This is a genomic window from Pleomorphomonas koreensis DSM 23070, assembly GCF_000425185.1.
Taxonomy (GTDB): domain Bacteria; phylum Pseudomonadota; class Alphaproteobacteria; order Rhizobiales; family Pleomorphomonadaceae; genus Pleomorphomonas; species Pleomorphomonas koreensis.
Map to the genome: position 1 here is coordinate 270,204 of NZ_AULH01000005.1, position 25,429 is coordinate 295,632.

28 protein-coding genes are annotated in these 25,429 nt (G+C 65.9%); all 28 read right to left on the reverse strand.

The window, feature by feature from the left end:
- Nucleotide 1: 1 nt before the first annotated feature.
- Nucleotides 2-1,987 (reverse strand): conjugal transfer protein TraG, encoded by a 1,986-nt coding sequence (locus H512_RS0103035; RefSeq protein ID WP_012561375.1) that lies wholly within the window; start codon nucleotides 1,985-1,987, stop codon nucleotides 2-4.
- Between the two features lie 148 nt (nucleotides 1,988-2,135).
- On the reverse strand, nucleotides 2,136-3,875 hold the full coding sequence (locus H512_RS0103040) for a relaxase/mobilization nuclease domain-containing protein (RefSeq protein ID WP_012561376.1): 1,740 nt from the start codon (nucleotides 3,873-3,875) through the stop codon (nucleotides 2,136-2,138).
- 243 nt (nucleotides 3,876-4,118) lie between these two features.
- Entirely contained in the window at nucleotides 4,119-4,841 is a 723-nt protein-coding gene (locus H512_RS0103045; protein WP_012561377.1) for a lytic transglycosylase domain-containing protein, read from the reverse strand.
- A 4-nt stretch (nucleotides 4,842-4,845) separates the two neighbouring features.
- Nucleotides 4,846-5,178, reverse strand: a complete 333-nt coding sequence (locus H512_RS0103050) for a DUF736 domain-containing protein (protein WP_012561378.1) — start codon at nucleotides 5,176-5,178, stop codon at nucleotides 4,846-4,848.
- A gap of 39 nt (nucleotides 5,179-5,217) precedes the next feature.
- Nucleotides 5,218-5,763 (reverse strand): S26 family signal peptidase, encoded by a 546-nt coding sequence (locus tag H512_RS0103055; protein ID WP_012561379.1) that lies wholly within the window; start codon nucleotides 5,761-5,763, stop codon nucleotides 5,218-5,220.
- A complete protein-coding gene (locus H512_RS0103060) occupies nucleotides 5,760-6,281 on the reverse strand; it encodes a DUF2840 domain-containing protein (protein WP_012561380.1) in 522 nt (173 codons plus the stop codon). The genes H512_RS0103055 and H512_RS0103060 overlap by 4 nt, the downstream gene beginning before the upstream one ends.
- Nucleotides 6,278-6,529 carry a ribbon-helix-helix protein gene (locus H512_RS0103065; RefSeq protein ID WP_012561381.1) on the reverse strand — a complete coding sequence of 84 codons (252 nt, stop codon included), beginning with the start codon at nucleotides 6,527-6,529 and terminating at the stop codon, nucleotides 6,278-6,280. The genes H512_RS0103060 and H512_RS0103065 overlap by 4 nt, the downstream gene beginning before the upstream one ends.
- A complete protein-coding gene (gene parA / locus H512_RS0103070) occupies nucleotides 6,526-7,179 on the reverse strand; it encodes a ParA family partition ATPase (RefSeq protein ID WP_012561382.1) in 654 nt (217 codons plus the stop codon). Before parA ends, H512_RS0103065 begins: the two co-directional genes overlap by 4 nt.
- Nucleotides 7,176-8,336, reverse strand: coding sequence for a replication initiator protein A (locus tag H512_RS0103075; RefSeq protein ID WP_012561383.1), 1,161 nt, complete (start codon nucleotides 8,334-8,336; stop codon nucleotides 7,176-7,178). The genes parA and H512_RS0103075 overlap by 4 nt, the downstream gene beginning before the upstream one ends.
- 17 nt (nucleotides 8,337-8,353) lie before the next feature.
- Nucleotides 8,354-8,635 carry a helix-turn-helix transcriptional regulator gene (locus H512_RS0103080; protein WP_012561384.1) on the reverse strand — a complete coding sequence of 94 codons (282 nt, stop codon included), beginning with the start codon at nucleotides 8,633-8,635 and terminating at the stop codon, nucleotides 8,354-8,356.
- Nucleotides 8,636-8,764: 129 nt separating this feature from the next.
- A complete protein-coding gene (locus H512_RS22340) occupies nucleotides 8,765-9,319 on the reverse strand; it encodes a DUF2285 domain-containing protein (protein ID WP_012561385.1) in 555 nt (184 codons plus the stop codon).
- Nucleotides 9,225-9,530: a transcriptional regulator domain-containing protein gene (locus H512_RS27545; RefSeq protein WP_244396124.1), complete on the reverse strand. Its 306-nt coding sequence runs from the start codon at nucleotides 9,528-9,530 to the stop codon at nucleotides 9,225-9,227. Before H512_RS27545 ends, H512_RS22340 begins: the two co-directional genes overlap by 95 nt.
- A 133-nt stretch (nucleotides 9,531-9,663) precedes the next feature.
- A complete protein-coding gene (locus H512_RS0103090) occupies nucleotides 9,664-9,924 on the reverse strand; it encodes a DNA -binding domain-containing protein (RefSeq protein ID WP_012561386.1) in 261 nt (86 codons plus the stop codon).
- 110 nt (nucleotides 9,925-10,034) lie between these two features.
- The gene (locus tag H512_RS0103095) at nucleotides 10,035-10,283 is read right to left on the reverse strand and encodes a helix-turn-helix domain-containing protein (protein WP_012561387.1); all 249 of its coding nucleotides are present in this window, start codon (nucleotides 10,281-10,283) and stop codon (nucleotides 10,035-10,037) included.
- A 191-nt stretch (nucleotides 10,284-10,474) separates the two neighbouring features.
- Nucleotides 10,475-10,801: a DUF736 domain-containing protein gene (locus H512_RS0103100; RefSeq protein WP_026782237.1), complete on the reverse strand. Its 327-nt coding sequence runs from the start codon at nucleotides 10,799-10,801 to the stop codon at nucleotides 10,475-10,477.
- Nucleotides 10,802-11,367: 566 nt separating this feature from the next.
- The gene (locus H512_RS0103105; RefSeq protein ID WP_012561389.1) at nucleotides 11,368-11,808 is read right to left on the reverse strand and encodes a hypothetical protein; all 441 of its coding nucleotides are present in this window, start codon (nucleotides 11,806-11,808) and stop codon (nucleotides 11,368-11,370) included.
- A gap of 136 nt (nucleotides 11,809-11,944) precedes the next feature.
- A complete protein-coding gene (locus H512_RS27300; RefSeq protein WP_012561390.1) occupies nucleotides 11,945-12,112 on the reverse strand; it encodes a hypothetical protein in 168 nt (55 codons plus the stop codon).
- A 193-nt stretch (nucleotides 12,113-12,305) separates the two neighbouring features.
- Nucleotides 12,306-12,683: a hypothetical protein gene (locus tag H512_RS26835; RefSeq protein ID WP_151202186.1), complete on the reverse strand. Its 378-nt coding sequence runs from the start codon at nucleotides 12,681-12,683 to the stop codon at nucleotides 12,306-12,308.
- 212 nt (nucleotides 12,684-12,895) lie between these two features.
- Nucleotides 12,896-13,822, reverse strand: a complete 927-nt coding sequence (locus tag H512_RS0103120) for a DUF2493 domain-containing protein (RefSeq protein ID WP_012561392.1) — start codon at nucleotides 13,820-13,822, stop codon at nucleotides 12,896-12,898.
- A gap of 345 nt (nucleotides 13,823-14,167) precedes the next feature.
- Nucleotides 14,168-15,208 carry a DUF7146 domain-containing protein gene (locus tag H512_RS0103125; RefSeq protein ID WP_012561394.1) on the reverse strand — a complete coding sequence of 347 codons (1,041 nt, stop codon included), beginning with the start codon at nucleotides 15,206-15,208 and terminating at the stop codon, nucleotides 14,168-14,170.
- Nucleotides 15,208-19,539 carry a bifunctional class I SAM-dependent methyltransferase/DEAD/DEAH box helicase gene (locus tag H512_RS0103130; RefSeq protein ID WP_012561395.1) on the reverse strand — a complete coding sequence of 1,444 codons (4,332 nt, stop codon included), beginning with the start codon at nucleotides 19,537-19,539 and terminating at the stop codon, nucleotides 15,208-15,210. Before H512_RS0103130 ends, H512_RS0103125 begins: the two co-directional genes overlap by 1 nt.
- A 157-nt stretch (nucleotides 19,540-19,696) precedes the next feature.
- Complete coding sequence (locus tag H512_RS0103135; protein WP_012561396.1) at nucleotides 19,697-20,341, reverse strand: hypothetical protein; 645 nt, start codon at nucleotides 20,339-20,341, stop codon at nucleotides 19,697-19,699.
- The gene (locus H512_RS0103140) at nucleotides 20,334-20,750 is read right to left on the reverse strand and encodes a hypothetical protein (protein WP_012561397.1); all 417 of its coding nucleotides are present in this window, start codon (nucleotides 20,748-20,750) and stop codon (nucleotides 20,334-20,336) included. The genes H512_RS0103135 and H512_RS0103140 overlap by 8 nt, the downstream gene beginning before the upstream one ends.
- Before the next feature lie 63 nt (nucleotides 20,751-20,813).
- Complete coding sequence (locus tag H512_RS0103145) at nucleotides 20,814-21,371, reverse strand: hypothetical protein (protein ID WP_012561398.1); 558 nt, start codon at nucleotides 21,369-21,371, stop codon at nucleotides 20,814-20,816.
- 108 nt (nucleotides 21,372-21,479) lie between these two features.
- Complete coding sequence (locus H512_RS0103150) at nucleotides 21,480-21,701, reverse strand: hypothetical protein (protein WP_012561399.1); 222 nt, start codon at nucleotides 21,699-21,701, stop codon at nucleotides 21,480-21,482.
- 56 nt (nucleotides 21,702-21,757) lie between these two features.
- Nucleotides 21,758-23,893 carry a ParB/RepB/Spo0J family partition protein gene (locus H512_RS0103155; protein WP_012561400.1) on the reverse strand — a complete coding sequence of 712 codons (2,136 nt, stop codon included), beginning with the start codon at nucleotides 23,891-23,893 and terminating at the stop codon, nucleotides 21,758-21,760.
- 177 nt (nucleotides 23,894-24,070) lie between these two features.
- A complete protein-coding gene (locus H512_RS0103160) occupies nucleotides 24,071-24,442 on the reverse strand; it encodes a DUF2958 domain-containing protein (RefSeq protein ID WP_012561401.1) in 372 nt (123 codons plus the stop codon).
- Nucleotides 24,439-25,407 (reverse strand): ArdC family protein, encoded by a 969-nt coding sequence (locus H512_RS0103165; protein ID WP_012561402.1) that lies wholly within the window; start codon nucleotides 25,405-25,407, stop codon nucleotides 24,439-24,441. The genes H512_RS0103160 and H512_RS0103165 overlap by 4 nt, the downstream gene beginning before the upstream one ends.
- Nucleotides 25,408-25,429: the final 22 nt, after the last annotated feature.

The window sequence follows — 25,429 nt, forward strand, 5'->3', positions numbered from 1 at the left end:
CCTACAGCTCCATGCCGTCATTGGGGTCGAGGGAGACCTGACGGGCGACACCTTGCATCAGGCGGGTCATGCGGCGGTTCTGCATCGCTTCTTCATCAGGCTCCTCCGGAAGATCGAACTCGAATTCGTTCTCGATCGGAGCCTTCTTCTCCTGGGGAGCCGTGCGATTGAGCTCGGGCTGATGGCGGCGCTCGGATTCGGTCGGGTCTTCATCGGACGATGTGGAAGCCGCCGTCGCGTCGATCCCCTCGGGGCGCGTCGGAACCGGCAGGCTGCTCCAGTCGTCCGCGCGCCCCTGTGCCGGTTTGGCCAGCACCGGCGGCGCAAGAATGCGCTCCTTGAAGCGGCTGTCCTCATAGTAACGGGCCTTCTTCGCGCGGATCGGCGGCGTCCCTGCGACCATGACGATTTCGTCGGTGGGCGGGAGTTGCATGATTTCTCCAGGGGTCATCAACTGGCGGGCGGTTTCCGAACGCGACACCATCAGATGGCCAAGCCATGGCGAGAGCCGGTGCCCTGCATAGTTCTTCATGGCCTTCATTTCGGTGGCGGTCCCCAGAGCGTCGGAGACGCGCTTGGCGGTGCGCTCGTCGTTCGTGGCGAAGCTGACGCGCACATGGCAGTTATCGAGGATTGAATTGTTCGGGCCGTAGGCCTTCTCGATCTGGTTGAGCGATTGGGCGATGAGGAAGCTTTTGAGACCGTACCCCGCCATGAAGGCCAGCGCCGACTCGAAGAAGTCGAGGCGGCCCAGAGCCGGAAACTCATCGAGCATCAGCAACAGCCGGTGCCGCCCGGCCTTGGCCTGCAGATCCTCGGTCAGGCGCCGGCCGACCTGATTGAGGATCAGCCGGATCAGGGGCTTGGTCCGGTTTATGTCGGAGGGCGGCACGACGAGGTAAAGGGTGGTCGGCCGCTTGCCCTCCACCATGTCGGTGATGCGCCAGTCACAGCGCCGCGTCACCTCGGCCACGACCGGATCACGATAGAGGCCGAGAAAGGACATGGCGGTGGACAGCACGCCGGAGCGCTCGTTGTCCGACTTGTTCAGCAGCTCGCGCGCCGCGCTGGCGATCACGGGATGGGGTCCCGCCTCGCCGAGATGAGCGGTCTTCATCATGGCGGCGAGAGTCGATTCGATCGGCCGACGCGGATCGGAGAGGAAGGCGGCGACGCCGGCGAGCGTTTTGTCATCCTCGGCGTAGAGGACATGCAGGATGGCGCCGACCAGCAGCGCGTGGCTGGTCTTCTCCCAGTGGTTCCGCTTCTCCAGCGAGCCTTCCGGATCGACCAGGATGTCGGCGATATTTTGCACGTCGCGGACCTCCCACTCGCCGCGGCGCACCTCGAGCAAGGGATTGTAGGCCGACGACTTCGGATTGGTCGGATCGAACAGCAATACGCGGCCGTGCCTAGCACGGAAGCCACCGGTGAGCTGCCAATTTTCTCCCTTGATGTCATGGACGATCGCTGATCCCGGCCAGGTCAGAAGCGAGGGCACGACAAGGCCGACGCCCTTGCCGGATCGCGTCGGCGCAAAGCACAGCACATGCTCGGGTCCATCGTGCCGCAGATACTCGTGATCGTAGCGGCCGAGCACGACGCCGTCCGGTGCAAGCAATCCGGCGGCCTTTACCTCGGCTTTCTCGGCCCAACGGGCGGAACCGTAGGTCGCGACATTCTTCGCCTCGCGGGCCCGGCGGACGGACATGGCGATGGCGACAGCGATGGCGATGAAACCGCCCGATGCGGCGATGATCCCGCCTGTGGCGAACACCTCCGGCGCATAGGCGTCGTAGAAGTACCACCACCAAAAGAGCGAGGGCGGGTAGTAGATCGGCCAGCCCGCCAGCTCGAACCAGGGTTCGCCGAGTTGCCCCTGAAAGCCGAGGCGCCAGGCCGTCCATTGCGTCGCCGTCCAGGTCGTCACCACGATGATGGTGAAGACGACAGCAATCTGACCCCAAAGGACCTGGCCTCCACGCACGCTGGCTCCAATCGACGAATGAGATGGAGCCATTCAGAGAGTAGCCGGACGCGGGACAAGCAACAGGAAAGATGTAGGCGAAGTACAGCCGAAAACTGTGGCGCGCACATAGGACGGTTTCGCCCGACGGTCTTTCTCCTCGATCCGGCTAGAGGCCGAGCCCCCGCTTGCGGCCGAAGCTCCAATCGACGCCGCCATCATTGCGGGCGACCCCCGAGACATGACGGCCAAGCTGCTTCTCGAGCGAAGGGCTCCAGGGCACGAGGTGGAAGCCGAGGCCGTCGTCGATCATGGCGAAGCGGCCGGAGGCGAGCGTGAGGCGCTGGCGATAAGCGCCGGCGATGAACTCGCCATTCGAGGCCGGCTTGTGCGGCAATCCCGTCTCGGCCGCGAGCTTGGTAGCGACCGTGTCGAGTTCGCGGCGGCGCAGGGTTTCGATCAGGTTCCGGGCGAAGACGATCCGCCTGCCCTGGCGTTCAGCCAGCCCTTGCCCGACCAGATGATCGGCGCGCCGGTCGAGCGCGTCGCGGACCTCAGCGCCGAAGCCGCCATCGGAAAGCGAGGCCGGCTCGCGAGCGATGGCCTGCCGGTCCAGCCAGGTGCTGCCGGACGCCGTGACCTGGGAGGTGAGGTCGAGATCGGAACGCACGGCGATCGCGACGCGGCGTTCGCCCTGCGCGTCCTCGAATTTGCGCAACTCGACGATCGAACCCGGAGCGCTGTCGCCGGCGGCGTCGAGATGGGGCAGCTTGATGTGGTGAGTTCGCCCGTCGACCCCGTCGACCACGGCATAGGCCGTACCCTTCAGCTCATCATCCAGCCCGCGCTCAACCAGGCGACCGATGATAGGCACGTCGAGGCTTTCAGCGGCGATGATATAGTCGGCCGAGCCGCGCTCGATGCCGCGCTCGGTCAGGGCGCGGTGCATGCGCTTGATGATGTCGCCACGCTCGCCGAGTTCGCGCAGGACCGACTCGGCCTCGGGCTTGATGAACCATTGCGAATGGCCGACCTGTCCCGCGACGCCGAGGACTTCGAGAGTGCGCAGCCGACCGACCTTCAGCGCGTGGAATTCGTCTGGCGTCTGATCAGCACGTGGCGCGAGATCGGTGATGCCGGTCTTGCCCGCGTCGCGGACAAGCTGCCGGTCGAGCTGCGTCCAGCGCTCGGTCTCGATCTGCCGTTCGAGCGTGCGGCGGATATCCAGATCGGTGCGCGGCCCCAGCTCCTGGGTGATGAGTTCGCGCGCCCGGTCGCGCATGCCCTCCTTGATGTAGTCGCGGGAGATGACGAGGTCCTGGCCGTCGTCACGGACGCCGCGCACGATCAGGTGGACGTGAGGATGCTCGGTATTCCAGTGGTCGACGGCGACCCAGTCGAGCCGCGTGCCGAGATCCTTTTCCATCTGGCCGACTAGGTCGCTGGTGAAGGATCGAAGATCCGACATCTCCAGCGCGTCGTCCGGCGAGACGATGAAACGGAAATGATGCCGGTCGTCCTCGCAACGCTCGGCGAAGGCGCGGCCGTCCGCCTCGCCATCACCCGGCCCGAAAAGCCGCGCCTTCTCTCCGTCACGGGTCACGCCGTCGCGGCGCAGATAGTCGAGGTGGGTGCCAAGCGGCGCCGATCGCGCTGAGTGCCGCACGACGCGGGCCTTGATGACGGCGCCGCGCGTGCGGGCGGTGATGAGCCTGTTGGCCTGGATAGAGGCGCGCTGGCCGCGTCCGAACCGCGAGCGGTTGCCGGAGACGACGCGGCCTGAACGCGACACGCCGCCGCCGGCCTTCTTCGCGGCCGCGAGCGCCTGGGCGATGAAGGGGCGAACCGACTGCGCGCGGGTCGAGCGAATGCGGCCAGGCCGGACACGGAATTCGTTTTCATCGGCCATGGCGCAGCCCCGCACGGTGCGAAAATTCGCGCAAGCCCAATGGATTGCGGGTTCGGCGCACGGTGCGCGTAACCCCGGCACGGCGCGCAACGCGTCTAAAAATGCAGCAAAAACAACCAACCGACCGAAGCGCACGGTGCGCCGTTTTATCCTGCCATCGTGCGGTTGTTGTGCCTGTCTCCCTCCTTCGCGCCCTCCATGACACGCTGGAGCCCGATCCGGTGCGAATGCGAAGCCGCGCCATCATTGCGGGTCTCCGGTATCATCGCGGGCAAGAACGATGGGCGTTGCCTGCGGTCCTCCGTCGCCATCCGGTGCAGCCGGAAGGGACGAGCGGCTGTCGAGTGAGCGGCCGCCGAATGGTGTCCCGACGGCAGAACGAGCGTCGGCGGATCGCGTGACGAACAGTGGGGCCTCGCGCCAATCGGGCGGCGGAGGTGCGGCAGCGGGCGCGCCTCTCGACAGCGCTGCGGAGCCGAGCTGAGGGGCGAGAAGAGCGACATAGGCGCGGGTTTCGGCGGGTAGCGCACGCCCTGTCGCGAGGTGCTCGTCGTAGCGGCCGGGTCCTGCATTGTAGGCCGCGAGCATGGCGGGGATCGTGCCATAGCGATCGTACATCTCGCGCAGATAGGCCGTCCCCGCGAGGATGTTGTCGCGTGGGTCGTAAGGATTGCGACCGAGCCGATAGCGCACGCGAAGCCCTGCCCATGTGTCGGGCATCACCTGCATCAGGCCCATGGCACCGGCCGAAGAGATCGCGCGCACGTCGCCGGCGCTTTCGGCGCGCTTGACGGCGATGATCCACGCTTCGGGAATGCCGAAGCGCTGCGAGGCTTCGGCGACGTAACCGGCGTGCGGATCGACGGATGCCGTGCGCGCCGGTGTCGAGGTCTGCGCGCGAACGGGCAACGCCGCGTTCGCTGTCAGGACCAGGCCGGAAAGGAGAAGAAGGACGGCGCGCTGCATGGCGTCAGTCCTTTGCGTCGCGCTTGGACGGACGGCTCCAATGCAGGGACCAAGCCGAACCGGCGTCGTCGTCACGGAAGAGATTGGCGCGGATCGGATGCGGAAAAGCGGGATCGTCTATGACTAGCGCGACGTACTCGCCGGCGCGTTCGCCGGCGCGCATCCAGCCCGCGCCGACTTCTGGACCTTCGTCACTGCCCTGGTGAACGCGGTAGTCCGGCGCGTTCTCCGTCTCGGAGGGTTCGGCCGGGATGATGGCGAGATCGCAGGCGAGCGTCAGCGTGTGAATCTGCCCGGTGAAGCCGTTTGCTTCGCGAGTGAACATACCGATTTGCATGGGAAGTCTCCTTGGTTGCGGGTGGAAAAATGGAAGCAATCAGCGCGTCGGTGCGCGCCAGACGAAGCGGCCGTCGCCGTCTTCGTCGGTCCAGACGGGCGTCGCGCGGCCGATCACAGCGGTGTCGGCAAGCGGACCGAAGTAGCGCCCGTCGAGGCTGTCAGCCGCGTCCGGATTCATGAGGAAGACTTCACCGGCGACGAGCCGTCGGCAGCCTTGCCAGATCGGCAGTTCGCGACCGATGCGGTCGCGATCGCGGGCATCGCCGAGCGGCACGTTATCGACGGTGATCGCCATGCCGGTGCGACAGACGCGCTGTCCCGGCAGCGCCATCACGCGCTTCAGCAGCGGCACATCGGGACCGATATAGCCGCGCCGGACCATGAAACCGGCCAGCGGTTCGGGTGGCAGGACGGCGACCAGATCGGTGACTTCGAGCCGATGGGAAGGCGCGATGCTGTAGAGTCCGATCGGGACGCTGGGCGTGACGTTCCAGACCAGCTTGGTGGATGTCGGCACGGCGATGGCGAGCGCCACGCCGAGCGTGGCGATAGCCGTGGCTTTGACATAGCCGGAACGGGTCATCCTTGGATTTCCCGCCGCTTGAGCCACGCCAGATGGCGCTCGGCCGTGTATGGACGCGGTGCGTGACCGGCCTGTGCCCGATGAGCGACGTGACGCCAATGGTCCGGCGCGACGTCGCAGGCATCGACGCCGAGCGCTTCGATGGCGTCGATGTGCCGAAGCACGTCCTCGACTTTCGGCCAGCCCTCAACCTTCAGCAGGATTTCGCCGCCGGGGCGCACGAAGGGAACCGTCTGATAGGACTGACCCGGCACGATCGCGCGCAGAATGTCGATGCGCGAAATGATGGTGCCGTAGTCGTTGGCGGCCCAGCGGACGAAGGCGAAGACGGCGTTCGGCTGGAAGCCGACGACACGCCGACGGCGGTCGAGAATCTGTTCGTGGGCTTGGCGACCGAACCTGATCCAGTATTCGATCTTCTTCTCCACCCACGTCAGTTCGACATGGGTCATGTCTTCGTGGGGCTGTGCAGGCGGCATCGGACCGCCGCGCACGCGGGGGGCCGCAGTGCCGGTCATGAGGGGGCTCCATCGGTTGGAGGAAATTCGCGCTCGAGCAGCGCGCGCAGCATGTCGGCGACGGTGACACCGCGCTGGAAGGCGATGATCTTGATGCGGCCGCGCAGATCCGGCGTGATGTCGATGGTCAGCCGCGCGGTGAAGCTGGAAGCGGCGGCATCGCGTGGCGGCGTGTCAGCCGCCTTGATCCATTGCTCAGCGTCGGCGGGGCGCTTGGCGAAGCCGCGTCGCGATGGGCGCTCGCTCATGTGCCCGCCCTCCCTGCGCGAAGGCGGCTGATTTCGTTCACGAGCGCCGCGACCTCGCGGGCCGCCGTCGCCGCCTCGTCCAGCTCGCAGACGAGGCGGCCGGTCTGCGCGGCCGAAGCGAAGGCGATGCGCTGTCCGATGGTTGTGGCGAGCACGGGCGGGTCGTGATCGGCCAGCATCTCGGCGGTCTCACGCGCCAGGACTGTGCGGGCGCCGCAGCGGTTGAGAACGAAGCGCGCCAGAAGATCAGGCCGGTAGATGCGAGCTTCCGCGAGGAGCGCGAGCATTTCGGCCGACGCCCATCCGTCGAGCGGCGACGGCTGCACCGGGATCAGGACGAGATCGGCGGCGAGCAAAGCCGAGCGCATCAGCGCGGCGACGCGGGGCGGACCGTCGATCACCACATGATCGACATCGCGCGCCAGCTCGGGCGCCTCCCGGTGCAGCGTGTCGCGCGCCAGGCCGACGACGCCGAAGAGGCGCGGAAGGCCTTCGCGACTACGTTGCTGCGACCAGTCGAGCGCTGACCCCTGCGGGTCAGCGTCGATAACCGTGACGCGCTTTCCGCGGCTGGCCAGTTCACCAGCGAGGTTGAGGGCGAGCGTCGTCTTCCCGACGCCGCCCTTCTGATTGAGGAACGCGACGATCATCGCACCCCTCCCGAGCGGTCTCGGAAAGGACGCTGACCGGCTTGGGATCGATCGTCGAACAGCTTCGTCTGCGCGCTTTTCGGGTCAGCGGCTCTGCGACCGGAAGAAGCCGCGCTGAGGTTGCGCGCCGTCGCACGGATGAGGTTTTCCACATCGCACGTGCGCTCTTCAGAGTTAGATTCTTGGTTAGACTCTAAGTTAAGGGGCCGCTTTCGGCTTTGCTTTCTGTGCGTTAGACCCTGTTTGGGTTCCTGATAGCACGAGCCAAGGGTTCCCGATGGCACGATAGTGCGGGTTCCCGATAGCACGAGCCCGTCCACAGGTTTTCCACAAGGTGGGTGCGGCTCGAAGGCGAGCAGAACGCGGCCGCCAATCTCCACCTCCAGAAAGAGGGCGTAGCCGGGGAGCGGCTGGCGGCGGACGATATCGCGCAGTTCGAAGGCGAAGCGCTTGAACGGCGAGAGGCTGCCCGACTTCTGGTGAAGATGACGCAGATCGAAACGCCACCCCGCCCGCTGGCGGCCGCCGTGCTTGCGCACCAGGCGATAGAGCCAACGGTCGAGGCCGCCGGTCAGATCGAAATAGGTGCGGTCGATGGTCAGGACGAGCGCGTCATCGAGCACGGCCTTGTAGAACCAGTCGGGGACGATCAGTTCGATCCCGTCGGGGCGGCCGTTACCGTCGGTGCGCTCCTGCCACTCATTGATCCATGAGAAGCGATGGCGGCGTCCTTCGGCCGGTTGTCGGATCGAGGTGGAAACGGTGGTCGACTGCAGGCGGTCGAGCGCGGCCTTGAGCCGTTGGTAGTCGCGCAAGCTGGTGCCGCGACCGACATAGGTGAGAATCTCGTAGGGAGTGGCGGCCATCAGGCGCGATGTGCGCAGCCCGGCGTCACGCGCCTCGACGATCTGGCTCGCCGCCCAGATCAGGATGTCGGCGTCCCAAATGGTCGCCATGCCATGATCGGGCACCGCTTCCACGCGGATCGCGACGTCGCCGGCGGCGAAGTCGATCGGCGCGGTGCGATGGGATTTGGAAAGAGAGAAGAAGGGATAGGTCATGAGATCCTGCGCGTCTCTTGGCGCGAAGTCGCCAGGGAGCGCCCGAAACAGGTCGAGCTGTCCGCGCTCCGATGGGTGACGACGCCGCACCGCCATGAACGGACCGGGCGCGATCAGCGTGCGAAGCGACCGACGGGCTGGCCCGTCGATGGCGTCTGGCGTTTGGCAGGAAGGACCGAACCGCGCGGGTCGGAGGTCGAGGTGACGGCGCCACGGTCGGCCCAGGTTTCAAGGTCGTCGACGGAATAGACGACGCGGCCGCCGAGCTTTCGATAGGCCGGGCCCGTCCCGTAGGTGCGGTGCTTCTCCAGCGTGCGGGCTGAAAGGCTGAGGAATTCTGCGGCTTCCTTGGTCCGCAGGAAGCGTGGCGGTAGAACGGCGGTATCGGGTCGCATGGATCGGGCCTCCGTGGTGTTGCGGGAAGCCGCTGCGGTTCAGCGGCGAACAACGACCACGGTGGCGAAGGAAGGGCGACGGGAGGGATGAGGAACTTGCGGAGCTAAATTCCTCACCCCTCAGGGCGATCACGAGCGACGGCGGTGACGAAGCATATTGAGATACCCGCCGTTGATGGCGTCGAGGCCGCCTTTGACCAGGCCGATCACCGAGGCGCGTAGAGGCGAGGTCTTCCACGACTCGGCCGAAATGCGCGGCTCGCCGTAAATCGCTATGGCGATTTCGCGATAGCTCGCGCCGTTCATGTGACCGTCGGCCGCCTGAATCATTCGGCGAAGACGACGGCGCTGCTGCTGGGTCATCCGCGTATCGGGCGGCGGTCTTTGGCCGCGAAGGCTGCGCCAGAGTCGCGTTAGCGTCTCGATCCGGCCGAGCATATCGGCATCGAACGGGATCATTGCGACGACGGGTTTTGTCGGGTCGCTGCCGGGCATCATGAGAGTCTGAAGGGGAGAATCGCCGCCATAGAAAGCGAGTTCTCCTTCAGGGCTGTCGCGGGTGATATCGAGCGGGCTAAGCGGAGGCGCTTCACCGAGCGACAGATGTTCTGGAGCCGGCGCCAGCGTGAGAACGGAGGGGACGACGGCAGGCGACCAGAGGACGGATTGTGTCAGAGCGGACAAACCCGGCCGTGCGGGGAAATCGCAAACCCCACTGTTGCTGTGCTTCCAATGGCAGCGGCTCGGCCACGTCCGTCTCTTCCAGGATCTGGCGATAGGTTCGTTGGTAGGGTTCGTGTCGCCGCAGGCACTCCCACGCCAGCCCCTCGATCGCAAGCTGATCGAAGTAGTCGTAAGTGGGTGTCTCTCTCCAACGAGAAGTATCGGGCCTCATATTCAACCCCGCCTTGGATTGCGCAAGTCGAGCGAGAATTGATTCCCTCGCATGGAGGTTGTGGGAAGCCAGAGAGCCGGCACCGCGCGGTGCCGCGGCGGCACCGCGATGACGAAGCGCCCGTTTATGCCAGTCAGTTGCAGCCTTCGCGCAGAAGCAGCCGATATCCGATCTGCGTCATCCAGCGTGCGCGCTCCAGATGGCCGTCGTGGACGCGACGCGCGCGCTCGGGGTCGCGGTGCGGGTCGATGCCGAACAAGATTTCGACGGCTTCCCGCCAATCCGCGCCGTCGGCAGTGGCATCAAGCAGGCGCATATAGAGCTTGATGTGCGACCTGTCGTAGTCGGTCAGCTCCTGGCCGGAGGGCGGATCATCGTCAAAGGGAACAACCATGGCGTAGCTCGCTCAACTTGAGCCCATTTTCTCGCTGGATTTCATGCGGGATGGAGGTCTCTCGAGAAACGACGGATACTGACTCGGCGAAAGCTCTTTGCTGCAACCAGTCACGTCTTTCGATTTCCGCGATCGTCAACGAGCAGCACTCCATGTCCTCGGTCAGTTGACAGGAGAACGATGCCTGCTGCTTCAAGCGCCCTGCGAACTTGATCGCGCGTGGTCTCGTACACCTCGAGTCCGCTTTCGGATTCGAGGCGCTTGAGCGCGGTCAGCGATACCTGGGCCTTGTCAGCGAGCGTCTCCTGTGTCCAACCCAGCAACGCGCGCGCGGCCCGTGATTGTCGGGCGGTGATCATGCATGATCACCTCCCATCAGGGCCAATACGCACTCCAGAACTACGACTAAAATAGTCGCTCTTGATCGCGACGTCACCAGAAATGAGCATCGGCGACGCCGGTGCGCGACTCGGACTATCGTTTGATGACGCGGGTGATTCGGTCGAGATGCGGTGGCGGCCCCGGCCTTTCGGCCGGGGCCTTGTCCGCCTCAGTCGGTGCGGCGGCCGTTGGGCCGGGACCAGATGAGGGAGAAGGTGTCGCCGTCCTCGTCGTCGAAGAGGTTGGCGTAGATCGGGGCGTTGAAGCTCGGATCGTCAAGCTTGAGGCCCAGATACTCGCGGCCCTCGTTGGAGCGCTTGGACCAGGCGGCGCCGATTTCGGCGCGGCCGACCAGGACCCGGTGGCTGGGGGCGTTCTCGCCGCTGGCGCGCAGGTCGGGGACGATGCGGACGTTCTTGGCCTGGACGCTGAGGGTGACGATGTCGCCGGTGTATTCGTTCGAGGCGGTCTTCTTGAAGGTGCCGATGGTGGCCATTGTAGGTCTCCGTATCCATTTTCGAGCCCGCACCATTGCGGCCTCGATGGCGATCGGCAGGCCGGAGGCGGGCGACGACACATCGCTTGCGACCGGAGCACCGCGGAGGATGGCGCAGGCGCGACTTTGTTGTTTCGCGAGGAATGACGGCGCAGCCGGCAGGGGAAGAAAGTCGCGACGCGCCATTGTGGCATAGGCGCTCGAGGCGCAGCCGTCCTTCGGCCAGATCAGGCCATTGAAGAGGCCGTATGGAGCGGTCGCTGAATGGACAGAACGCGGAGACCCAGGCCACACGCTGCCGCCAAAGACTCGCCGGACGTCACCGACTCCATCGCCTCATTCCGGGCCATCGCACGCAACCTCTGTCCCAGACGCCAACAGCAAGATCGCACCGCTCGCCGGAGATGGTCGGCTTGCCGTTACAAACGCTGCTCCCCCATCCGCTCAATACGCGGCCGCCTGCCCGGGACTCGCCTTGGCATTCCGTGCGCTCGCCTGCTCTGTGCCATCCGAAAGGACACGAACGTGATATCTCTCTTAGCCGGGGCCGTTCACGGCTTTCCGCATCAGACGCGAGACAGTTGGCCCGCCGAAGGGTCGGAGGCCGCCATGCCGATGATCCGCGCGAAGGCGGTCACGCCGACAGCGACAGCTCCGATGATCGAGAACACGATCTGCCAGGTCTCGGACGGCATGGTGTGTTTCACGACGCCATGGGTGGCGTGGAAACCCGCGATCACCGCAGGCGCGACAAAGGCGATGGCGATCAGGAGGCGCGCCCAGATCGGGCGGACGGTGGCGAGCAGGAACTGGCCGACGCCGAAGGTGAGACCAGCCCCGACGAAGCCGACGATGATCGCGCCGAGCCATCCGGCGCCCGTGCCATACGCCCACATGCCGAGGCTCACGCCTACGAAGAACGGGAGCGCATAGACGGCAAGCGTTAAGAGCAGCCAGCAGAGGAAGCCAATGGCGGCGAAACTGAGAAGAATGCCAAGGAAGATCATGGTGGTTTCTCCGTGAGAATGGTCTGACGGTCGCGCCTCCACCACCACCACGGCGCTGCTCTATTCTAGCAGGGAATAGCGCCGTCGGGAACGGAAACCTATCGGTATCCGCTTTGGCCGGACGGCCGTCGCCCCGTCATGGGGCGAACGGATCGATCTCACTGACGATCTCGGTTTCATCGCCGTCGAACTCGTTGGCGGTTGTGACCGAGAGAGTGCCGTCGCCGGCTCGGAAGATGACGATGACGGCCATCAAGGTGGTGGCGAGGCTGAAGGCGTAGGCGTGGGCGTCGGGGAAGGACATTGCTCCGGCTTTGAGCGGAGGACCATCCCCCGCTGACAGGCGCCCGAAGTGTCCGGCCGTGGGCCGCAATCACCGCGCAGGCGCAGCCGGAGCGGCGGCACGCGTCTCGCGTAGTCCGACCCTTTACGGGTTGATGGCGTCAGGCCCGCGGCCGGACCAAGGATCAGCGCAATGGGGTGTGGTCGTTTTCGCTTCAGGAGCCGTGGGCGTCCTGACGTGCATGATCAAAGACCGTTTGAGCGAGTTCACGCACAATGTCGCAGGCATCATCCGCAAATCCCGCCGGCCAGGCTCGCGGACCGCCGCGCTGAAATCCGCCGCGCTGAAAATACGGATGAAGCTGATCGACAACGAGCGCGAGTCGGGATGGCAGGTTCAGACCGGCGCGTTCGGCGTATCGGGCTGCCCGATCGAGATTGTGACCGATCTGCGCACGGTTCCAGGCGTCGGTGCTTGCGGTGCGGAGCAGATGAGATTTGAGCAACAACTCGGTGGCGATGGCGATCGAGTGAAGGGCTAGGCTATCGATGGATTTCTTGGCCGCCCAGACGGCGCAGTCGAGTTGAGACATGGCGTTTCGCCGGAACGTCTCGGAGAGATGAAGGTCCGGCGCGAAGTCATCTGGGAATGGTAGAAGGTCCGGCATCGCGCCAAGATGCCAAGATATCAGAAATATCCAACCCGGTTGCTGCGCCTGATTTGCATTGATTTACACGAGGCATGGCGGAGTTCCGACCTTCGGGCACGTCGACGTCGGTTGGAGGCAACAGCCGAGGGCGGCGCTTACGCGCCGCCCGATCCGAACCGATAGACCGGAATACCCAGCTTGCGGGCCTTGTCGGCGAGATTGTCCTGAATGCCCGTTCCGGGGAAGATCACGACGCCGATCGGCATGACGGTCAGCATCTGATCGTTGCGCTTGAAGGGCGCGGCCTTGCCGTGCTTCGTCCAGTCGGGCTTGAAGGCGATCTGCGGCACTTTGCGGCTGTCGGCCCAGCGGGCGGCGATCTTCTCGGCGCCTTTGGGCGTACCGCCGTGCATCAGCACCATGTCGGGGTGCTTGGCGTGGATCTGGTCGAGCTTGGTCCAGATGGCCTGGTGGTCGGTGGTGTCGCCGCCGGAGAAGGCGATCTTCGGCCCGGCCGGAACCAGCAGCTCGGTTTCCGCGCGTCGCTTGGCGGCGAGGAAGTCGCGGCTGTCGATCATCGCGGCGGTGAGATGGCGATGGTTGACCCGTGATCCGGTCCGGGGCGACCACGGCGAGCCGGTGACGCGAAGGTAATGCTCGGCGGCGCTTTCGCGGAAGACTTCCAGGCTGTCGCGGCGTTCGATCAGGCTCTTGCCCATGTCGATCAGGTTCTCGAGCTGCAGCGACTTGACCTCGGATCCGTCCTGTTCGCGCTGGAGGCGCTTCTGGCCCTGTTCGTTGTCGTCGAGCGTATCTTCGACGCGGCTGACGGCGCGGTGGAACATATTGACGGTCGACCAGAGCAGTTCGTTGAGGTCGTGATCGAGGCTGGTGTCGGCCAGGGTGGCGATGAGGGCGTCGAAGATGTCTGCGACGGCTCCTTCGATGACGCGGTCTTCCGGAACCGGGCGGGGATCGGGTTCGTCCTCGGAGGGGCGGTAGCCGTAGAGCTGGAGTTCCTGCAGCATGTCGTTGGTGGGAGACGAGTCGTGGTGCGGTTCGAAGTCGTCGTGCTCGTTCATGGGATGCTCCGTCGGTTGGACCGCGACCGTCGCGGCCTTCATGGCGACGAAGCCGTCGGGCGGGTCGGACCTGCACCCGGAGCAAGGCGCAGGGCCGAAGCGTCAGCGGAGGATCGCGTAGGCCGCCGATTTTGTTTCGCGATGGAAAGGCGCGGGTTCGGGGTCCCCGCGCGGCCTGCCGCGTGGGGTGGACATGCGCCGCCGGAAAATCGTCGGCCGCAGCCATTGCCGATCCGGCCCGGCTGACGGCCGATCGCCCTCTCGAAGGCCGAGGCGTGATCCCTCTGACGGGTCCAGCAGCCAGGGAGCAAGGCGGCGCCGGGCCGCCTCGCTTTCAGATACCGGCTATGCTGCGATCGCCATGAAGCGAGCGACGTCCTGGGGGGCGAGCTGCACGCGGATTCCCGACCGGAGCGCATCGAGTCCAAGCAGGCGCAGATCTTCGTTGCAGTCCCCGAGCACCGGCGAAAGCACGATCGCTTCGATCCCCGCCGCATTGGCGCGTTCGATCAGATTGTCCCGCGCGCCGTCTCCTGCCGGATCGTTGTCGCGGACGATGTAGAGCCTGCGAAGCGTCAACGGGAACAGGATGGCGGCAAGGTGCGCCGCCGAGAGCGCGGGCGCGATCGCCATGTCGGGCATGACCTGACGCAACGACAGCATGGTTTCGATGCCTTCGCCGGCCGCCATCACATCGCCGGGCACGCCGATGCGGACGGCATGACCGAGCAGATCGCCCATTGCCTTGCGCTGCGTGTCGATCGGCGCCTTGTCGGAGCCGTCGGGCGAGAGCCAGGTACGATGGGCTCCGGTGATCGTGCCGCCCAGATCGGTGACCGCGGCGATCATCGCCGGCCAGGTTTCGGTCGGGCCGTCATCCTCGGGCCGGTAATAGCATCTCGGATGAAAGCGCAGGCTGCCGGTTCCGTGCAAAGCCGTAATCCCGCGTTTACGGAGATACGTTTCCACGATGGTGCCCGCGATCGGCTGCGACATGGCGAAGAGGCGGCGCGCCGCCTCAGACGATCCCGATGGGGCTGGCGCTCTGCCCTGTCGTGATGGCGCCGGTCGTGGTTCGGGTTGCGGCATGCTGAGGAAGCTGCGCGCTTCTTCGACGACATCGGTGAAGTCGATGAGGCCGAGCGATTCCCGGATCACGTCGAGCAGGTCGCCATGCTCGTCCGTGGCCGCATCGTTCCATTTGCCCGCTGGGCCCTTCGGCGTATCGCGGAGCCGCACGAACATCGAGCGGCCCTTGGCGTTGCGAACGTCGCCAACCTGCCAATAGCCGCCCTGACGGCGACCGTTGGAAAGGTAGTGGCGGCAGACCGCCTCGGCCTGCCGGCCGAGACGGTGCGCCAGATCGGAGGCGTCGATCCGTGCCATCATGCCGCCTCCCGCTCGGAGATGCGCGACAGCGGATAGGTGTCGAGCAGCTTTCCGAGGATGGTCGGGCCGGTAGCGTCGACGGGCACGAAGAAGCGCAGCTTCCACGAGATGATCTCGCTATACAGCCCGTAGCTCCGCAGCCGGTCGCGCATCGCGTCCGTGAATCCGGAGAGTTCGATGCGGTTCGCGCCCATGACACGGGCACGGCGAAGCTGAAGGCCTTCGGCAAGGTCGAGAATGGTGCGGCCGTCGATCAGGGCCGCATAGGCGTCCTCCACGCCGAGGTTGGTCGCGCCGGTCGAGGCAGCGTTGGCGGCCCAGGCCGGTGAGACGCGTCGGCCGATGATGCGCTCGCCGTCATCGGTCTGAAGGCGATAGACGCGCGTCGACTCGTTGGGCAGGCGCTTCCAGACGGGCAGCAACAGGCCGCTGACCATATGGATCGTGCTCTCGGCGAAAGTCGGGACCTCCGACACCTCGCGCTGCCAGATGGCGGCGAAGGCCTCGCGATCGACCTCCCGCCAGTGGCTGTCGGCCATCATTTTCAGCGAGGCGTGATGCTGCTCCATCGGCCGGATCAGCCGCACGCGGCTTTCAATCTCGCCATCATCGAGCATGAGCGACGGCGCCGGAATCTGTACGGCGGCTCGGCCAGAGCGCTCATTCACGAGCAGCCGGGCATGCGGATCGTCCAGCCAAGCCAGCGCGCTCTCCGTCGACGTCGGCCGATTGCGGCGGCGCTCGACAAGGCTGAGAAGACGCGCTTCCGCCCCCGTCGCGGGATGGGTGTAGATGGTGGTCCGCTTGGTGACGACGAAGCTCTCCGCCGTCAGCGTCTCCAGTCCGATGTCATAGACACCACTGGCGATCGCGCCCGCCACCTTCGCCTCGAGCAGAAGTTCGAAGGCGGTGAACAGGATGCCTTGCAGCTCGATGGTGAGGGCGAGCAGCCGGTTGAGGAAGGTCGTAATCGGCGGCAACTCATCCTTGATGCCGTTGGCATCCATCAGTTTCAGGCCGGTGGCGTCCTCGAAACGCTGGAGCGAGCAGCCCTCGACCTTGCCCCGCACGATCTGGAGATAGAGCTGGCGAAGGGCATCGCGCGCGTAGGTCGATTCCAGATTGTCCTCGGGCCGGAACAGGCCCTGTCCGCCGGTCTGGCGCTGGCCGCGCGTGATCGCGCCCAGCGTGTCGAGGCGGCGGGCGATAGTGGAGAGGAAGCGCTTCTCCGCTTGCACATCCGTGGCGATCGGTCGGAACAGCGGTGGCTGCGCCTGGTTGGTGCGGTTGGTGCGACCGAGGCCCTGAATGGCGGCGTCCGCCTTCCAGCCCGGTTCCAATAGATAGTGAACGCGCAGGCGCTGATTCCGCGCGGAGAGTGCGGCGTGATAGCTACGCCCGGTGCCGCCCGCGTCCGAGAAGACGAGGATGCGCTTCTGATCGTCCATGAAGGCGCTGGTCTCGGCGAGGTTCGCCGATGGCGCGCGGTTCTCGACGACGAGGCGATGGCCCTTGCGCACGATGCGCCGCGATCGGCCCGTCACCTCCGCGACCGTCTCCGTTCCGAAACGCTGCACGATCTGGTCGAGCGCGCCAGGGACTGGCGGGAGCGATGCGAGCCGTTCGATCAGATCGTTGCGACGGGCGACGGCTTCCCTGCTCTCGACAGGCTGGCCATCCCGATAGACGGGACGCGACGACAGATTGCCCTCCGAGTCGGTGAAGGGCTCGTAGAGCTGCACCGGGAAGGAATGGGCGAGATAGTCCAGGACGTATTCCCGCGGCGTGATGTCCACGCGCACGTCGTTCCATTCATCGGTCGGAATCTCCGCCAGCCGACGTTCCATCAAGGCTTCGCCGGTCGAGACGATCTGAATCACGGCAGCATGGCCCGCATCGAGATCGCCTTCGATCGAACGGATCAGCGTCGGCGTCTTCATCGACGTGAGCAGATGGCCGAAGAAGCGCTGCTTGGCGGACTCGAATGCCGAGCGAGCGGCGGACTTGGCCTGCTTGTTCAGCGTGCCGTCGCTGCCGGTGATGTTGGCGGCCTGCATCGCCGCATCGAGATTGTTATGGATGACCGCGAAGGCTCCGGCGTAGGCGTCGTAGATGCCGCGCTGTTCGCCGGTGAGCTGGTGTTCGATCAGCTCGTATTCGACGCCGTCATAGGAGAGCGACCGGGCGGTGTAGAGCCCGAGCGAACGCAGATCGCGCGCGAGCACCTCCATGGCCGCCACGCCGCCGTCCTCGATGGCTTCGACGAATTCGGCGCGGGTGGCGAAGGGGAAGTCCTCGCCGCCCCAGAGGCCGAGGCGCTGCGCATAGGCGAGGTTGTGGACCGTGGTGGCGCCGGTGGCGGAGACATAGGTCACGCGCGCGTTCGGCAAGGCGTGCTGGAGGCGCAAGCCTGCGCGGCCCTGCTGCGAGGCGGCGACATCGCCGCGTTCTCCCTTGCCGCCAGCGGCGTTCTGCATGGCGTGCGCCTCGTCGAAGATGATGGCTCCATCGAAATCGGAGCCCAACCAATCGACGATCTGCCGGACGCGCGAAACCTTCTCGCCGCGGTCGTCGGAGCGTAGCGTGGCGTAGGTCGTAAATAGGATGCCTTCCGACAGGGTGATGGGCTTGCCCTGCGGGAAGCGCGAGAGGGGCGTGACCAGCAGCCGTTCCATGCCGAGCGCTGACCAGTCGCGCTGCGCGTCCTCGATCAGCTTGTCGGATTTCGAGACCCAGACCGCCTTGCGGCGGCCGCGCAGCCAGTTGTCGAGGATGATGCCCGCTGATTGGCGGCCCTTACCGGCGCCGGTCCCGTCGCCGAGCATGTAGCCGCGCCGGAAGCGCAAGGCGTTTTCGGCGTCGGGGGGAGCAGCCTTCACCAGATCGAAGGTCTCATCGACCGTCCATGATCCGGCGAGGAAGTCGGAATGGGCTTCGCCGGCGAAGATGACGGTTTCGAGCTGGGCGTCGGACAGGAGATCGCAGATGTTCGCCGGCAGCATCGGCCGGTAGCTCGGCTTGGGCGGCGCGATGCTGGCCATGGCCGCCGACTGCACGAGCTTGGTCGGATGCGCCTGTGCGCCGGGGATGCGGATCGACTGCAACCCGTATTCTTCGTAGATCGCCTCGGTGAGACGCGCGCCCTCGGGCGGCGTCCAGTCGACGGTCTCATAGGCGAGTTCGGCCCCCTCCGGCTCAATGGCGAGCGACGCGGCTGGGCGAGCCGCCGAGGCGCGCGCGAGATAGCCGCGCACAATGCGCGGTGGAGCGGCCGGACCGGCAGGCGGGGCTGACGGCGTAGCGGCAGCGAGGCGTGAGGGGACCTGAGCCTCGACCCAGCCGAGCAGAGTCGCGACATCGGGCGCAACGCCCGCAGAGGCCGGGAAGACGGCCGGATCGTCAGCCGGGAGCTTGTCGATGACGGTCAGCCGGGTCTCGATCGTCGTGCCGTGCCGAGCGTAGACCGAGCCGTCGATCGCTGCGGTGAAGACGACGCGGCCACACTTCTGGAGCCGCCTGAAAGCGTCGGTCCAGGCCGGGATTTCGGGCCCGAAGTTCGCGCCGGTGATGGCGACCAGCCGGCCGCCGTCGGCGAGACGCGCCAGGGCCGAGGCGACATGCCGATAGGCGGCATCACTCATGCGGCCGGAGACATGGGCCATGGCCGAGAACGGCGGGTTCATGATGACGACGGCGGGCGCGTGGGTCGGCGGGAGATGATCGTCGATCTGGGCCGCGTCGAAACGCGAGACGGCGATGGCTGGGAAGAGAGCGGCGAGCAGATTGGCGCGGGCGTCGGACAGCTCGTTGAGGAGAAGTTCGCCGCCGCTGATCTGGGCGAGGATTGCGAGCAGCCCGGTGCCGGCCGACGGCTCAAGCACGAGGTCGCCCGGCGCAATGGCGGCCGCGGTCACGGCGGCGAGCCCAAGCGGCGTCGGCGTCGAAAATTGCTGCAATGCCTGACTTTCCTCGGAGCGGCGCGTGTGCGTCGGCAGGAGGCCGGTGATTTTCGTGATGGCGGAAAGCCGTGCAGCCGGAGAAGCGGCTTTGCGGAAAAGCGCCTTGCCGTATTTCTGAAGGAAGAGGACGGTCGCAGCCTCGCAGGCGTCATAGGCCGTCTTCCAGATCCAGGCGCCGGTCGTGTCCGACGCGCCGAACGCTGCTTCCATCGCGCTGCGTAGCGCAGCGGCGTCGATGCGCTCGCCTCGCTCGAGGTGGGTCAGAAGACGCAGGGCCGCGCCGAACGCGGCGACCTCTGCTGCAGGAACGGGAACGACAGGAGGGGATGCGGCGGCGTCGGCCGCCGCTGATGTCAAAGCCAGGGTCATGGGAAATGCCTCGGGAGAGCGGATACGGGAAGCCCGCGCGGCGCTCTCTCTCAACCGCCCGGACTCGCCCCGTTCCGGCCGCCCTCTTCCTCTCAAGGGACTCGCAATGGCTGACATGAAAAAAGCGCCCAACCGCGAAGGCTGGGCGCTTTGGGTATCAACCGAACCGGCGACCGGCCTCGGTGAAGGTGTAGTCGTTGGCGGCGATGGATTCGTCGATCGCCTCGTCGGAGGTCAGATGCTCATACTCGCGTTCGAGCTGGCGATAGAGCCACCGGGCGAGATCGCGCAGCGCCTCGGTGACGGCGTCTTCCGCGCCGTCGGTCAGGGGCTGCCAGGTCGGACTGTCGCGCTCCACGGAAACCGACATGCAGTATTCATGGTAGTAGCGCCCGTGATGCGTGGTTTCGGCGCGGAGCTGGAAGAAATTGCGCTGTTGCACGGCTTGCAGCGCGTCGGCGATGCGATGCAGGGTCTCGTCCTGAGGGGCGTAATCGCACAGCGCCTTCGGCGCGCCCTTGCGATAGCGATAATAGGCCTCGAAACAGGCGCCGTCGCCCTGGCTCCAGAAACCGGAAAACCAGATGCGAGGCTCCTGACGGTTGCCGCCACCATAGAGCCGGACCGGCCGGGTCTTGAAGGACAGGCCGAGCAGCTCCCCGATGCGGACGAAATCGTCATAGACGCACTCGAACCAATCGTGCTCGACGCCGTTCTCGCGATACCATGATCGCGCTGTCTCCTTGGCCGGTTCGGAGAGTTCGCCGAGCCGATAGACGGTGGTTTCGATGACCTCAGGCATCGGGATCGCCTCCGTCGAGCACGTCGGCGAGCCAGCCGCTGGTGTAGGTCCAGGCCACCGTCTCGCCGGTGGCGAGGTCGAGCACATGCGCGCCACCGCCGAAGGCGTCGACGCGCGGTCTTGAGCAGGTGTTGGCGTATTGGAAGCCCCAGCGCCCGGTCAGTGTGAACTCGGCGGCGCAGCGCTTCACGAACTGGATCAGGCGTTCGGGATCGCCGGTGACGTCGTCGCGCATCCAGAGCTTGCTCCCGCCATGCTCGGGCTGGATCGAGAGCAGGAAGCCATCGGACGGGGGCTCCTCCGACGCGCCCTCTTCGGAGAGCGTGTTGTAGAGGTCGAGTGCCCGCGCGGCATTGTCGGGGGTGCCGACGTCGAGCATGCAGGAAAAATGTGTGAAAAAGTCGGCCATGGCAGGCTCCTGAAACGACAAAGCCCGGCGCGAGGCCGGGCTGATTGAAGGAATGGGGCGGGGTCAGGCCGCCTGCGGCAGCCGGAGAAGATCGGTGGCGATTTCGCGCCACAGCGGATCGACCAGACGCGCTTCAAGGCGGGAGGCTTGGTAGCGAAGGTCGCGCGCCGATCCGTGATCGCCGCGTCCGGAGGCGGCGAAGGCCAGGCCCCGAATCCGGCTCGCTTCGGCGACGATGCGGCAGGCTTCGCGGTCGCTGGCGACGGGGTGCTGCCAGAGGATGACGCCGGCGCGGATGTCACCGGCGAGGACCAGGCCCAGCGCGTTATCCTGCACGACGATCAACCGTGGCCGGAAATGAAGCGTGTCATCCGGGCCGATAAGGATGTCGTTGCGCGCGACGCGCATGGCGGCAAAGGTCATGGCGTCTTCAGGGGACGCCGCGTCGCCGAGCGGAATGGTCCGGTCACGGCAGTCGGCGTCGGTGGCCCCGGCATAGCTGATCGTGCCGAGGCAGGAGACGCGTAGCGGGAGTTTCTGCGCGCGGTGAAGTGGCGGCAGCACCTTCTCCGCGAGGATCTGACCGATCGAGACAAAGGGGGCAGTACTGGCATGGGTCATCGGGAATACTCCGCGACGGGCGACGGAGGCCTCTCCTCCACCTGCTATCCCGTCACGGCAGACCGGCCCAAACTCTCCCTCTCATCGCCGGTGCTGAAGCCGATCCCGTCAGTAGCCGAAGGACCAGGAGGGCCACGCCTGACCGTCGTCGGAGGCAATGACCGCCGCGGCCAGATAGGTCGCGTCCCCTTCGACGACGGCGGGATCGCGCACCGGGGTTTCGTCGATCACGGTGACGCGGGTGACAAGGCCGTCCTCCACCTCGACATGGACGGGGACGAGATACTGGAACACGACGCGGCGCGTCGTCAGCGCGTTGATAACGGGCATGATGATCTCCTTGAAGAAATACGGGGAGCGGCCGAGACCGCTCCCCGTTGTCGTGTTCACTCGGCTGCGACCAGGCCGGCTTCCTCGTCCTCGGCATCGGCGCCATCGTCCTCCTCGCCATCCTCGGCGAGGAAGTCCGGCAGCGCCGTGTCATCGCCGCCGTCCGTCTGCTCCCCGGCATCGTTGGCCTGTTCGCCGTCGAGCGAGGCGAGCCGCAACGGCTCGGGCAACCAGCCGGTGTCGGCCAGCAGGCGCTCGGCTTCCTTGGCCATGTCGCCCTTCTTCAGGTGGTCGATGAGCTGCGCGGCCCTCTCGCCGGCGCCTTCGCGAACGGCTTCGAGGATACGCGGCTTGGTGACACGGCCGAGATAGTTGCCCACGGTCGGCCGCCAGCCCGCCGCGACCATGTCGAGGCCGGTTTCGCGAGCGAGCCGGTCCGCCTGCGCCATTCGCACGTCGAGGCCATGGCGGCTCACGCCCGAACCTGAATGCGGATTCGGCCGCTCGAAGAGCGCGTTGACGCCGTAGCTGACACACAGGGCCAGCAGGTCCATACGTGATCCATCGTCGAGATGGGTCAGCCAGGCCCACAGCGCCTCGTCGTCGGCCGGGACGTGATCGCCCCAGCGTTCATGCCGCTCGTTGACCGCGCGGGCGGAGTCGCTCTCCTTCAACTCGTCGGATTGAGCCGGAAAGAAGATGTGCCGGACACTGGCCTCGAGGCAGCCCGTTGGCGCGGTGTGGCGGAAGGTGTCGCTGACCAGCTTGTGCAGCAACATGGTCATGGCGACCTGCGGATTTTCCGCCACCGCATTGCGCAGCGCCACCGTGCGATGGGCCGTCAGCTCGATCACGAGGCGTTCGGGCAAGGGTTTGAGGCTGTCGTCGTCGTCCTCCTCGGGCTCGGCGGGCTGGCCTCCGATGGTGATGACCGCGCGCTGGACAGCGGGCGCATTGCTGCCATCGGCGTCGGTCTGATCGTCATCGCCGTCGGACTCGACCGGCGCCTCGTCCTCAGGCCGCACATAGCCGCGCTCGACCAGCAGCGAGCCGTCGCTGTCGAGACTGACGAAAACGCCGGCGATGCGGATATCGGCCGGATCGTAGGTGACGGGCCGCCGTTCGAAGGCTTCCAGTGCCTGCTCGATCTCGCCAAGGCGCTGATCGATGTCGTCGGGCAGCTCGTCGGCCTCGGAATATTCCTCCTCGATCCGATCATACTCGGCTCGCAAGGCTTCGCGGGTTGCGCGCTCCTCTTCGGTCAGATCGACGATCGTGCCAGAAAGTTCGCGAAGGCCATGATCGTGGCCGTAGGGAAAGCTCATGGCCACATCGACCCATTTCCAGCCCTCAGCGGCGATCTCGTCGGCGCAGGTCTTGAGCTTCTCGGCGACGAGTCGATCGAGCAGAACGGGGTCCTGCAGCCAGCCGCCGTCGTCGTCCTGGAACAGGTCGCGCAGGATGCAGCCGCCTGCGGCCTGGTAGGCGTCGATACTGACGAAGACCGCGCGCTTGTCGGAGGCGCGGACCGTGGTCTCGGTCAGCATGCGGCGGATCTGATAGGGTTCCTTCGACCAGCTATGGCTGATCGCTTCCCACACCTGCTCCTGACGCGCGTGGTCTTCCGAGATCGAGAAGGCCATGAGCTGTTCGAGGGTCATGCCGTCTTCGGCATAGACGTCGAGGAGCGCGGGCGAGACGGTGACGAGCCGCAGGCGCTGCTTCACCACCTGGAGCGGGACGAAGAAGGCGGCCGCGATGGCCTCGTCGGTCATGCCCTTGTCGCGCATGGCTTGGAAGGCGCGGAACTGATCGAGCGGATGCAACGGCGCACGCTCGATATTCTCGGCCAACGACACCTCGTCGATCAACACATCGGCCTTGGAGTCAGAGACGACGCAGGGGACCGGTGCGGTTTTGGCGAGGCGCTTCTGCTTCACGAGCAATTCGAGGGCGCGGTAGCGGCGGCCGCCGGCGGGGACTTCGAACATGCCGGTCTCCGCACCTTCGGCGTTCACCACGGGACGGACATGGATGCTCTGGATGAGGCCGCGGCGGACGATGGACTCCGCCAGTTCGTCGATGGAGACGCCGGCTTTCACGCGCCGGACGTTGGACTGACTCAGCACCAGCTTGTTGAAGGGGATGTCGCGTGAGGACGACAAGGTGATCTTCTGAACGGCAGTAGCCATCGGGATGTACTCCGCGACGGGCGGCCGAAAGCCTCTCTCTCGGCCTCCAACCCGTCACGAAAATCCCCTTCCCCCTCTTACTCTCTCACCCCGAACCGCGAACGCTTCAGGAAAGCCTATCGCCGCGTGGAAGCGCAAAGCCTCAAAGCCGACTTCACGCCTTCACGTATTTGCGCGTCAATGGCCGCCGTGCCGTGACCGAGCGGCCTGATAGAGAATGCGCTCTGCCGCCCGGATGCTGCCGGCCTGCCGCGCGGCTTCCACCCAAACGGAGAGCGGGAAATCCCCCGTGAAGAGGATGTCCCGTTCGATCCCCATGCCGAACGGCAGGCGGAGCGACGACATCTCCTGCAGCGAGAAGGAGCCAAGCTCAGGGTTACCGAGATCGGCCAGCCCGAAGAACGTGTCGCCATCCTCGTCCAGTTCGGTGGCGAGCCAGACGCCTTCACCCAGCGGGTTGAAGAATTTTACGAGCGGCACATGGTCGGTATCGCGCCGGCGGCCATTGGCGAGTAGCGGCTTACGCAGTTCGTCGGTCAGGAGGATCATGCCGCCCTCCTGTCGCAATCGGGAATGCTCGCCTCGAGGCGATCTCCGGCGTCCGCTTCGGGAAGGTGTGCGAGCAGCCAGTCGGCGGCCTTGCTCGCCTGACTTGCGGCGCGCACGATGGCGCGATTGTCCTCGCGCAGAACCTCGAGCCAGGAGCCTATATAATCGGCGTGGCGGACGGTCGGGACGATGCCGAGTGAGGCGCAGCAAAAGGCGGCGTTCATCTCGGCCACCAATTCCTCGAACGCGTACTTTTTCGTTCCGAACGCGCCGGAGAAATCACGTCCGAGGCGGGAAGCATGGCCTGTGGCGTGGCCGAGTTCATGCAGCGCGGTCCGGTGCCAATTGATCGGCTCGAAATAGGCCTGGGGCGGCGGCACCTGCACATAGTTGTGGGCGGGAACGTAGAAGGCACGGCTCCCGCCGATGCGGAAGTCGATTCCCGTTGCCCGGATCAGCGCCTCGACCCTTGGCTCGATCATGCCCGACGCCGGGGGCGGCGCTTCGACGGCAAGATTCTCGGGCAGCCCCTCGCACTGCGCCGCATTGAAGACCGTGAACCGCTTCAGAAATGGAATGGCGGTCGCCTCTTCGCCGGCCTCGCGCGCGCGGCGCTTTTCATCGTCAGGCACAAAGCGGTCGGCGTAGACGACGGTCGTGCCATGCTCGCCCTTCCGGACGTTCCCGCCGAGCGAGAGCGCCTGGCGAAAGGTGAGCCACTGCTGGGAAGGAAAACCGTGCTGGATGACGGCGCCCCAGAGGATCAGGACGTTGATGCCGGAATACTGGCGCGAGGTCGCCGCGTTCCTCGGCATGGCGAGCGGCGCCTTGGCCGCGGCCGTGCCCCAAGGCTGGACCCAGGGAAGCCGACCATCCTCCAGCTCGGCGATGATCTTGTTGGTGATGTCGTCATAGAAATTGGTGCGGTCGCCGGTACGACGCGCGGCGCGATCCATTCTGGCCATCGGGATAAACTCCACGACGGGC

Excerpts from the sequence above, each read along its gene's own strand:
- parA (WP_012561382.1), bottom strand. The coding sequence starts at position 7,179 with ATGATCGTCGCGTTCCTCAATCAGAAGGGCGGCGTCGGGAAGACGACG.
- H512_RS0103125 (WP_012561394.1), bottom strand. The coding sequence starts at position 15,208 with ATGGCACGGATCGACGCCTCCGATCTGGCGCACCGTCTCGGCCGGCAG.
- H512_RS0103080 (WP_012561384.1), bottom strand. The coding sequence starts at position 8,635 with ATGCGACCCGATACCGCCGTTCTACCGCCACGCTTCCTGCGGACCAAG.
- H512_RS0103090 (WP_012561386.1), bottom strand. The coding sequence starts at position 9,924 with ATGGTTGTTCCCTTTGACGATGATCCGCCCTCCGGCCAGGAGCTGACC.
- H512_RS0103055 (WP_012561379.1), bottom strand. The coding sequence starts at position 5,763 with ATGACCCGTTCCGGCTATGTCAAAGCCACGGCTATCGCCACGCTCGGC.
- H512_RS0103060 (WP_012561380.1), bottom strand. The coding sequence starts at position 6,281 with ATGACCGGCACTGCGGCCCCCCGCGTGCGCGGCGGTCCGATGCCGCCT.
- H512_RS0103155 (WP_012561400.1), bottom strand. The coding sequence starts at position 23,893 with ATGGCTACTGCCGTTCAGAAGATCACCTTGTCGTCCTCACGCGACATC.
- H512_RS27300 (WP_012561390.1), bottom strand. The coding sequence starts at position 12,112 with ATGTCCTTCCCCGACGCCCACGCCTACGCCTTCAGCCTCGCCACCACC.
- H512_RS0103105 (WP_012561389.1), bottom strand. The coding sequence starts at position 11,808 with ATGATCTTCCTTGGCATTCTTCTCAGTTTCGCCGCCATTGGCTTCCTC.
- H512_RS0103050 (WP_012561378.1), bottom strand. The coding sequence starts at position 5,178 with ATGCAAATCGGTATGTTCACTCGCGAAGCAAACGGCTTCACCGGGCAG.
- H512_RS0103095 (WP_012561387.1), bottom strand. The coding sequence starts at position 10,283 with ATGATCACCGCCCGACAATCACGGGCCGCGCGCGCGTTGCTGGGTTGG.
- H512_RS27545 (WP_244396124.1), bottom strand. The coding sequence starts at position 9,530 with ATGAGGCCCGATACTTCTCGTTGGAGAGAGACACCCACTTACGACTAC.
- H512_RS0103120 (WP_012561392.1), bottom strand. The coding sequence starts at position 13,822 with ATGAACGAGCACGACGACTTCGAACCGCACCACGACTCGTCTCCCACC.
- H512_RS0103165 (WP_012561402.1), bottom strand. The coding sequence starts at position 25,407 with ATGGCCAGAATGGATCGCGCCGCGCGTCGTACCGGCGACCGCACCAAT.
- H512_RS0103040 (WP_012561376.1), bottom strand. The coding sequence starts at position 3,875 with ATGGCCGATGAAAACGAATTCCGTGTCCGGCCTGGCCGCATTCGCTCG.
- H512_RS0103045 (WP_012561377.1), bottom strand. The coding sequence starts at position 4,841 with ATGCAGCGCGCCGTCCTTCTTCTCCTTTCCGGCCTGGTCCTGACAGCG.
- H512_RS0103135 (WP_012561396.1), bottom strand. The coding sequence starts at position 20,341 with ATGCCTGAGGTCATCGAAACCACCGTCTATCGGCTCGGCGAACTCTCC.
- H512_RS0103075 (WP_012561383.1), bottom strand. The coding sequence starts at position 8,336 with ATGGCGGTGCGGCGTCGTCACCCATCGGAGCGCGGACAGCTCGACCTG.
- H512_RS0103150 (WP_012561399.1), bottom strand. The coding sequence starts at position 21,701 with ATGCCCGTTATCAACGCGCTGACGACGCGCCGCGTCGTGTTCCAGTAT.
- H512_RS0103100 (WP_026782237.1), bottom strand. The coding sequence starts at position 10,801 with ATGGCCACCATCGGCACCTTCAAGAAGACCGCCTCGAACGAATACACC.
- H512_RS0103065 (WP_012561381.1), bottom strand. The coding sequence starts at position 6,529 with ATGAGCGAGCGCCCATCGCGACGCGGCTTCGCCAAGCGCCCCGCCGAC.
- H512_RS0103160 (WP_012561401.1), bottom strand. The coding sequence starts at position 24,442 with ATGATCCTCCTGACCGACGAACTGCGTAAGCCGCTACTCGCCAATGGC.
- H512_RS0103140 (WP_012561397.1), bottom strand. The coding sequence starts at position 20,750 with ATGGCCGACTTTTTCACACATTTTTCCTGCATGCTCGACGTCGGCACC.
- H512_RS0103130 (WP_012561395.1), bottom strand. The coding sequence starts at position 19,539 with ATGACCCTGGCTTTGACATCAGCGGCGGCCGACGCCGCCGCATCCCCT.
- H512_RS0103145 (WP_012561398.1), bottom strand. The coding sequence starts at position 21,371 with ATGACCCATGCCAGTACTGCCCCCTTTGTCTCGATCGGTCAGATCCTC.
- H512_RS26835 (WP_151202186.1), bottom strand. The coding sequence starts at position 12,683 with ATGTCTCAACTCGACTGCGCCGTCTGGGCGGCCAAGAAATCCATCGAT.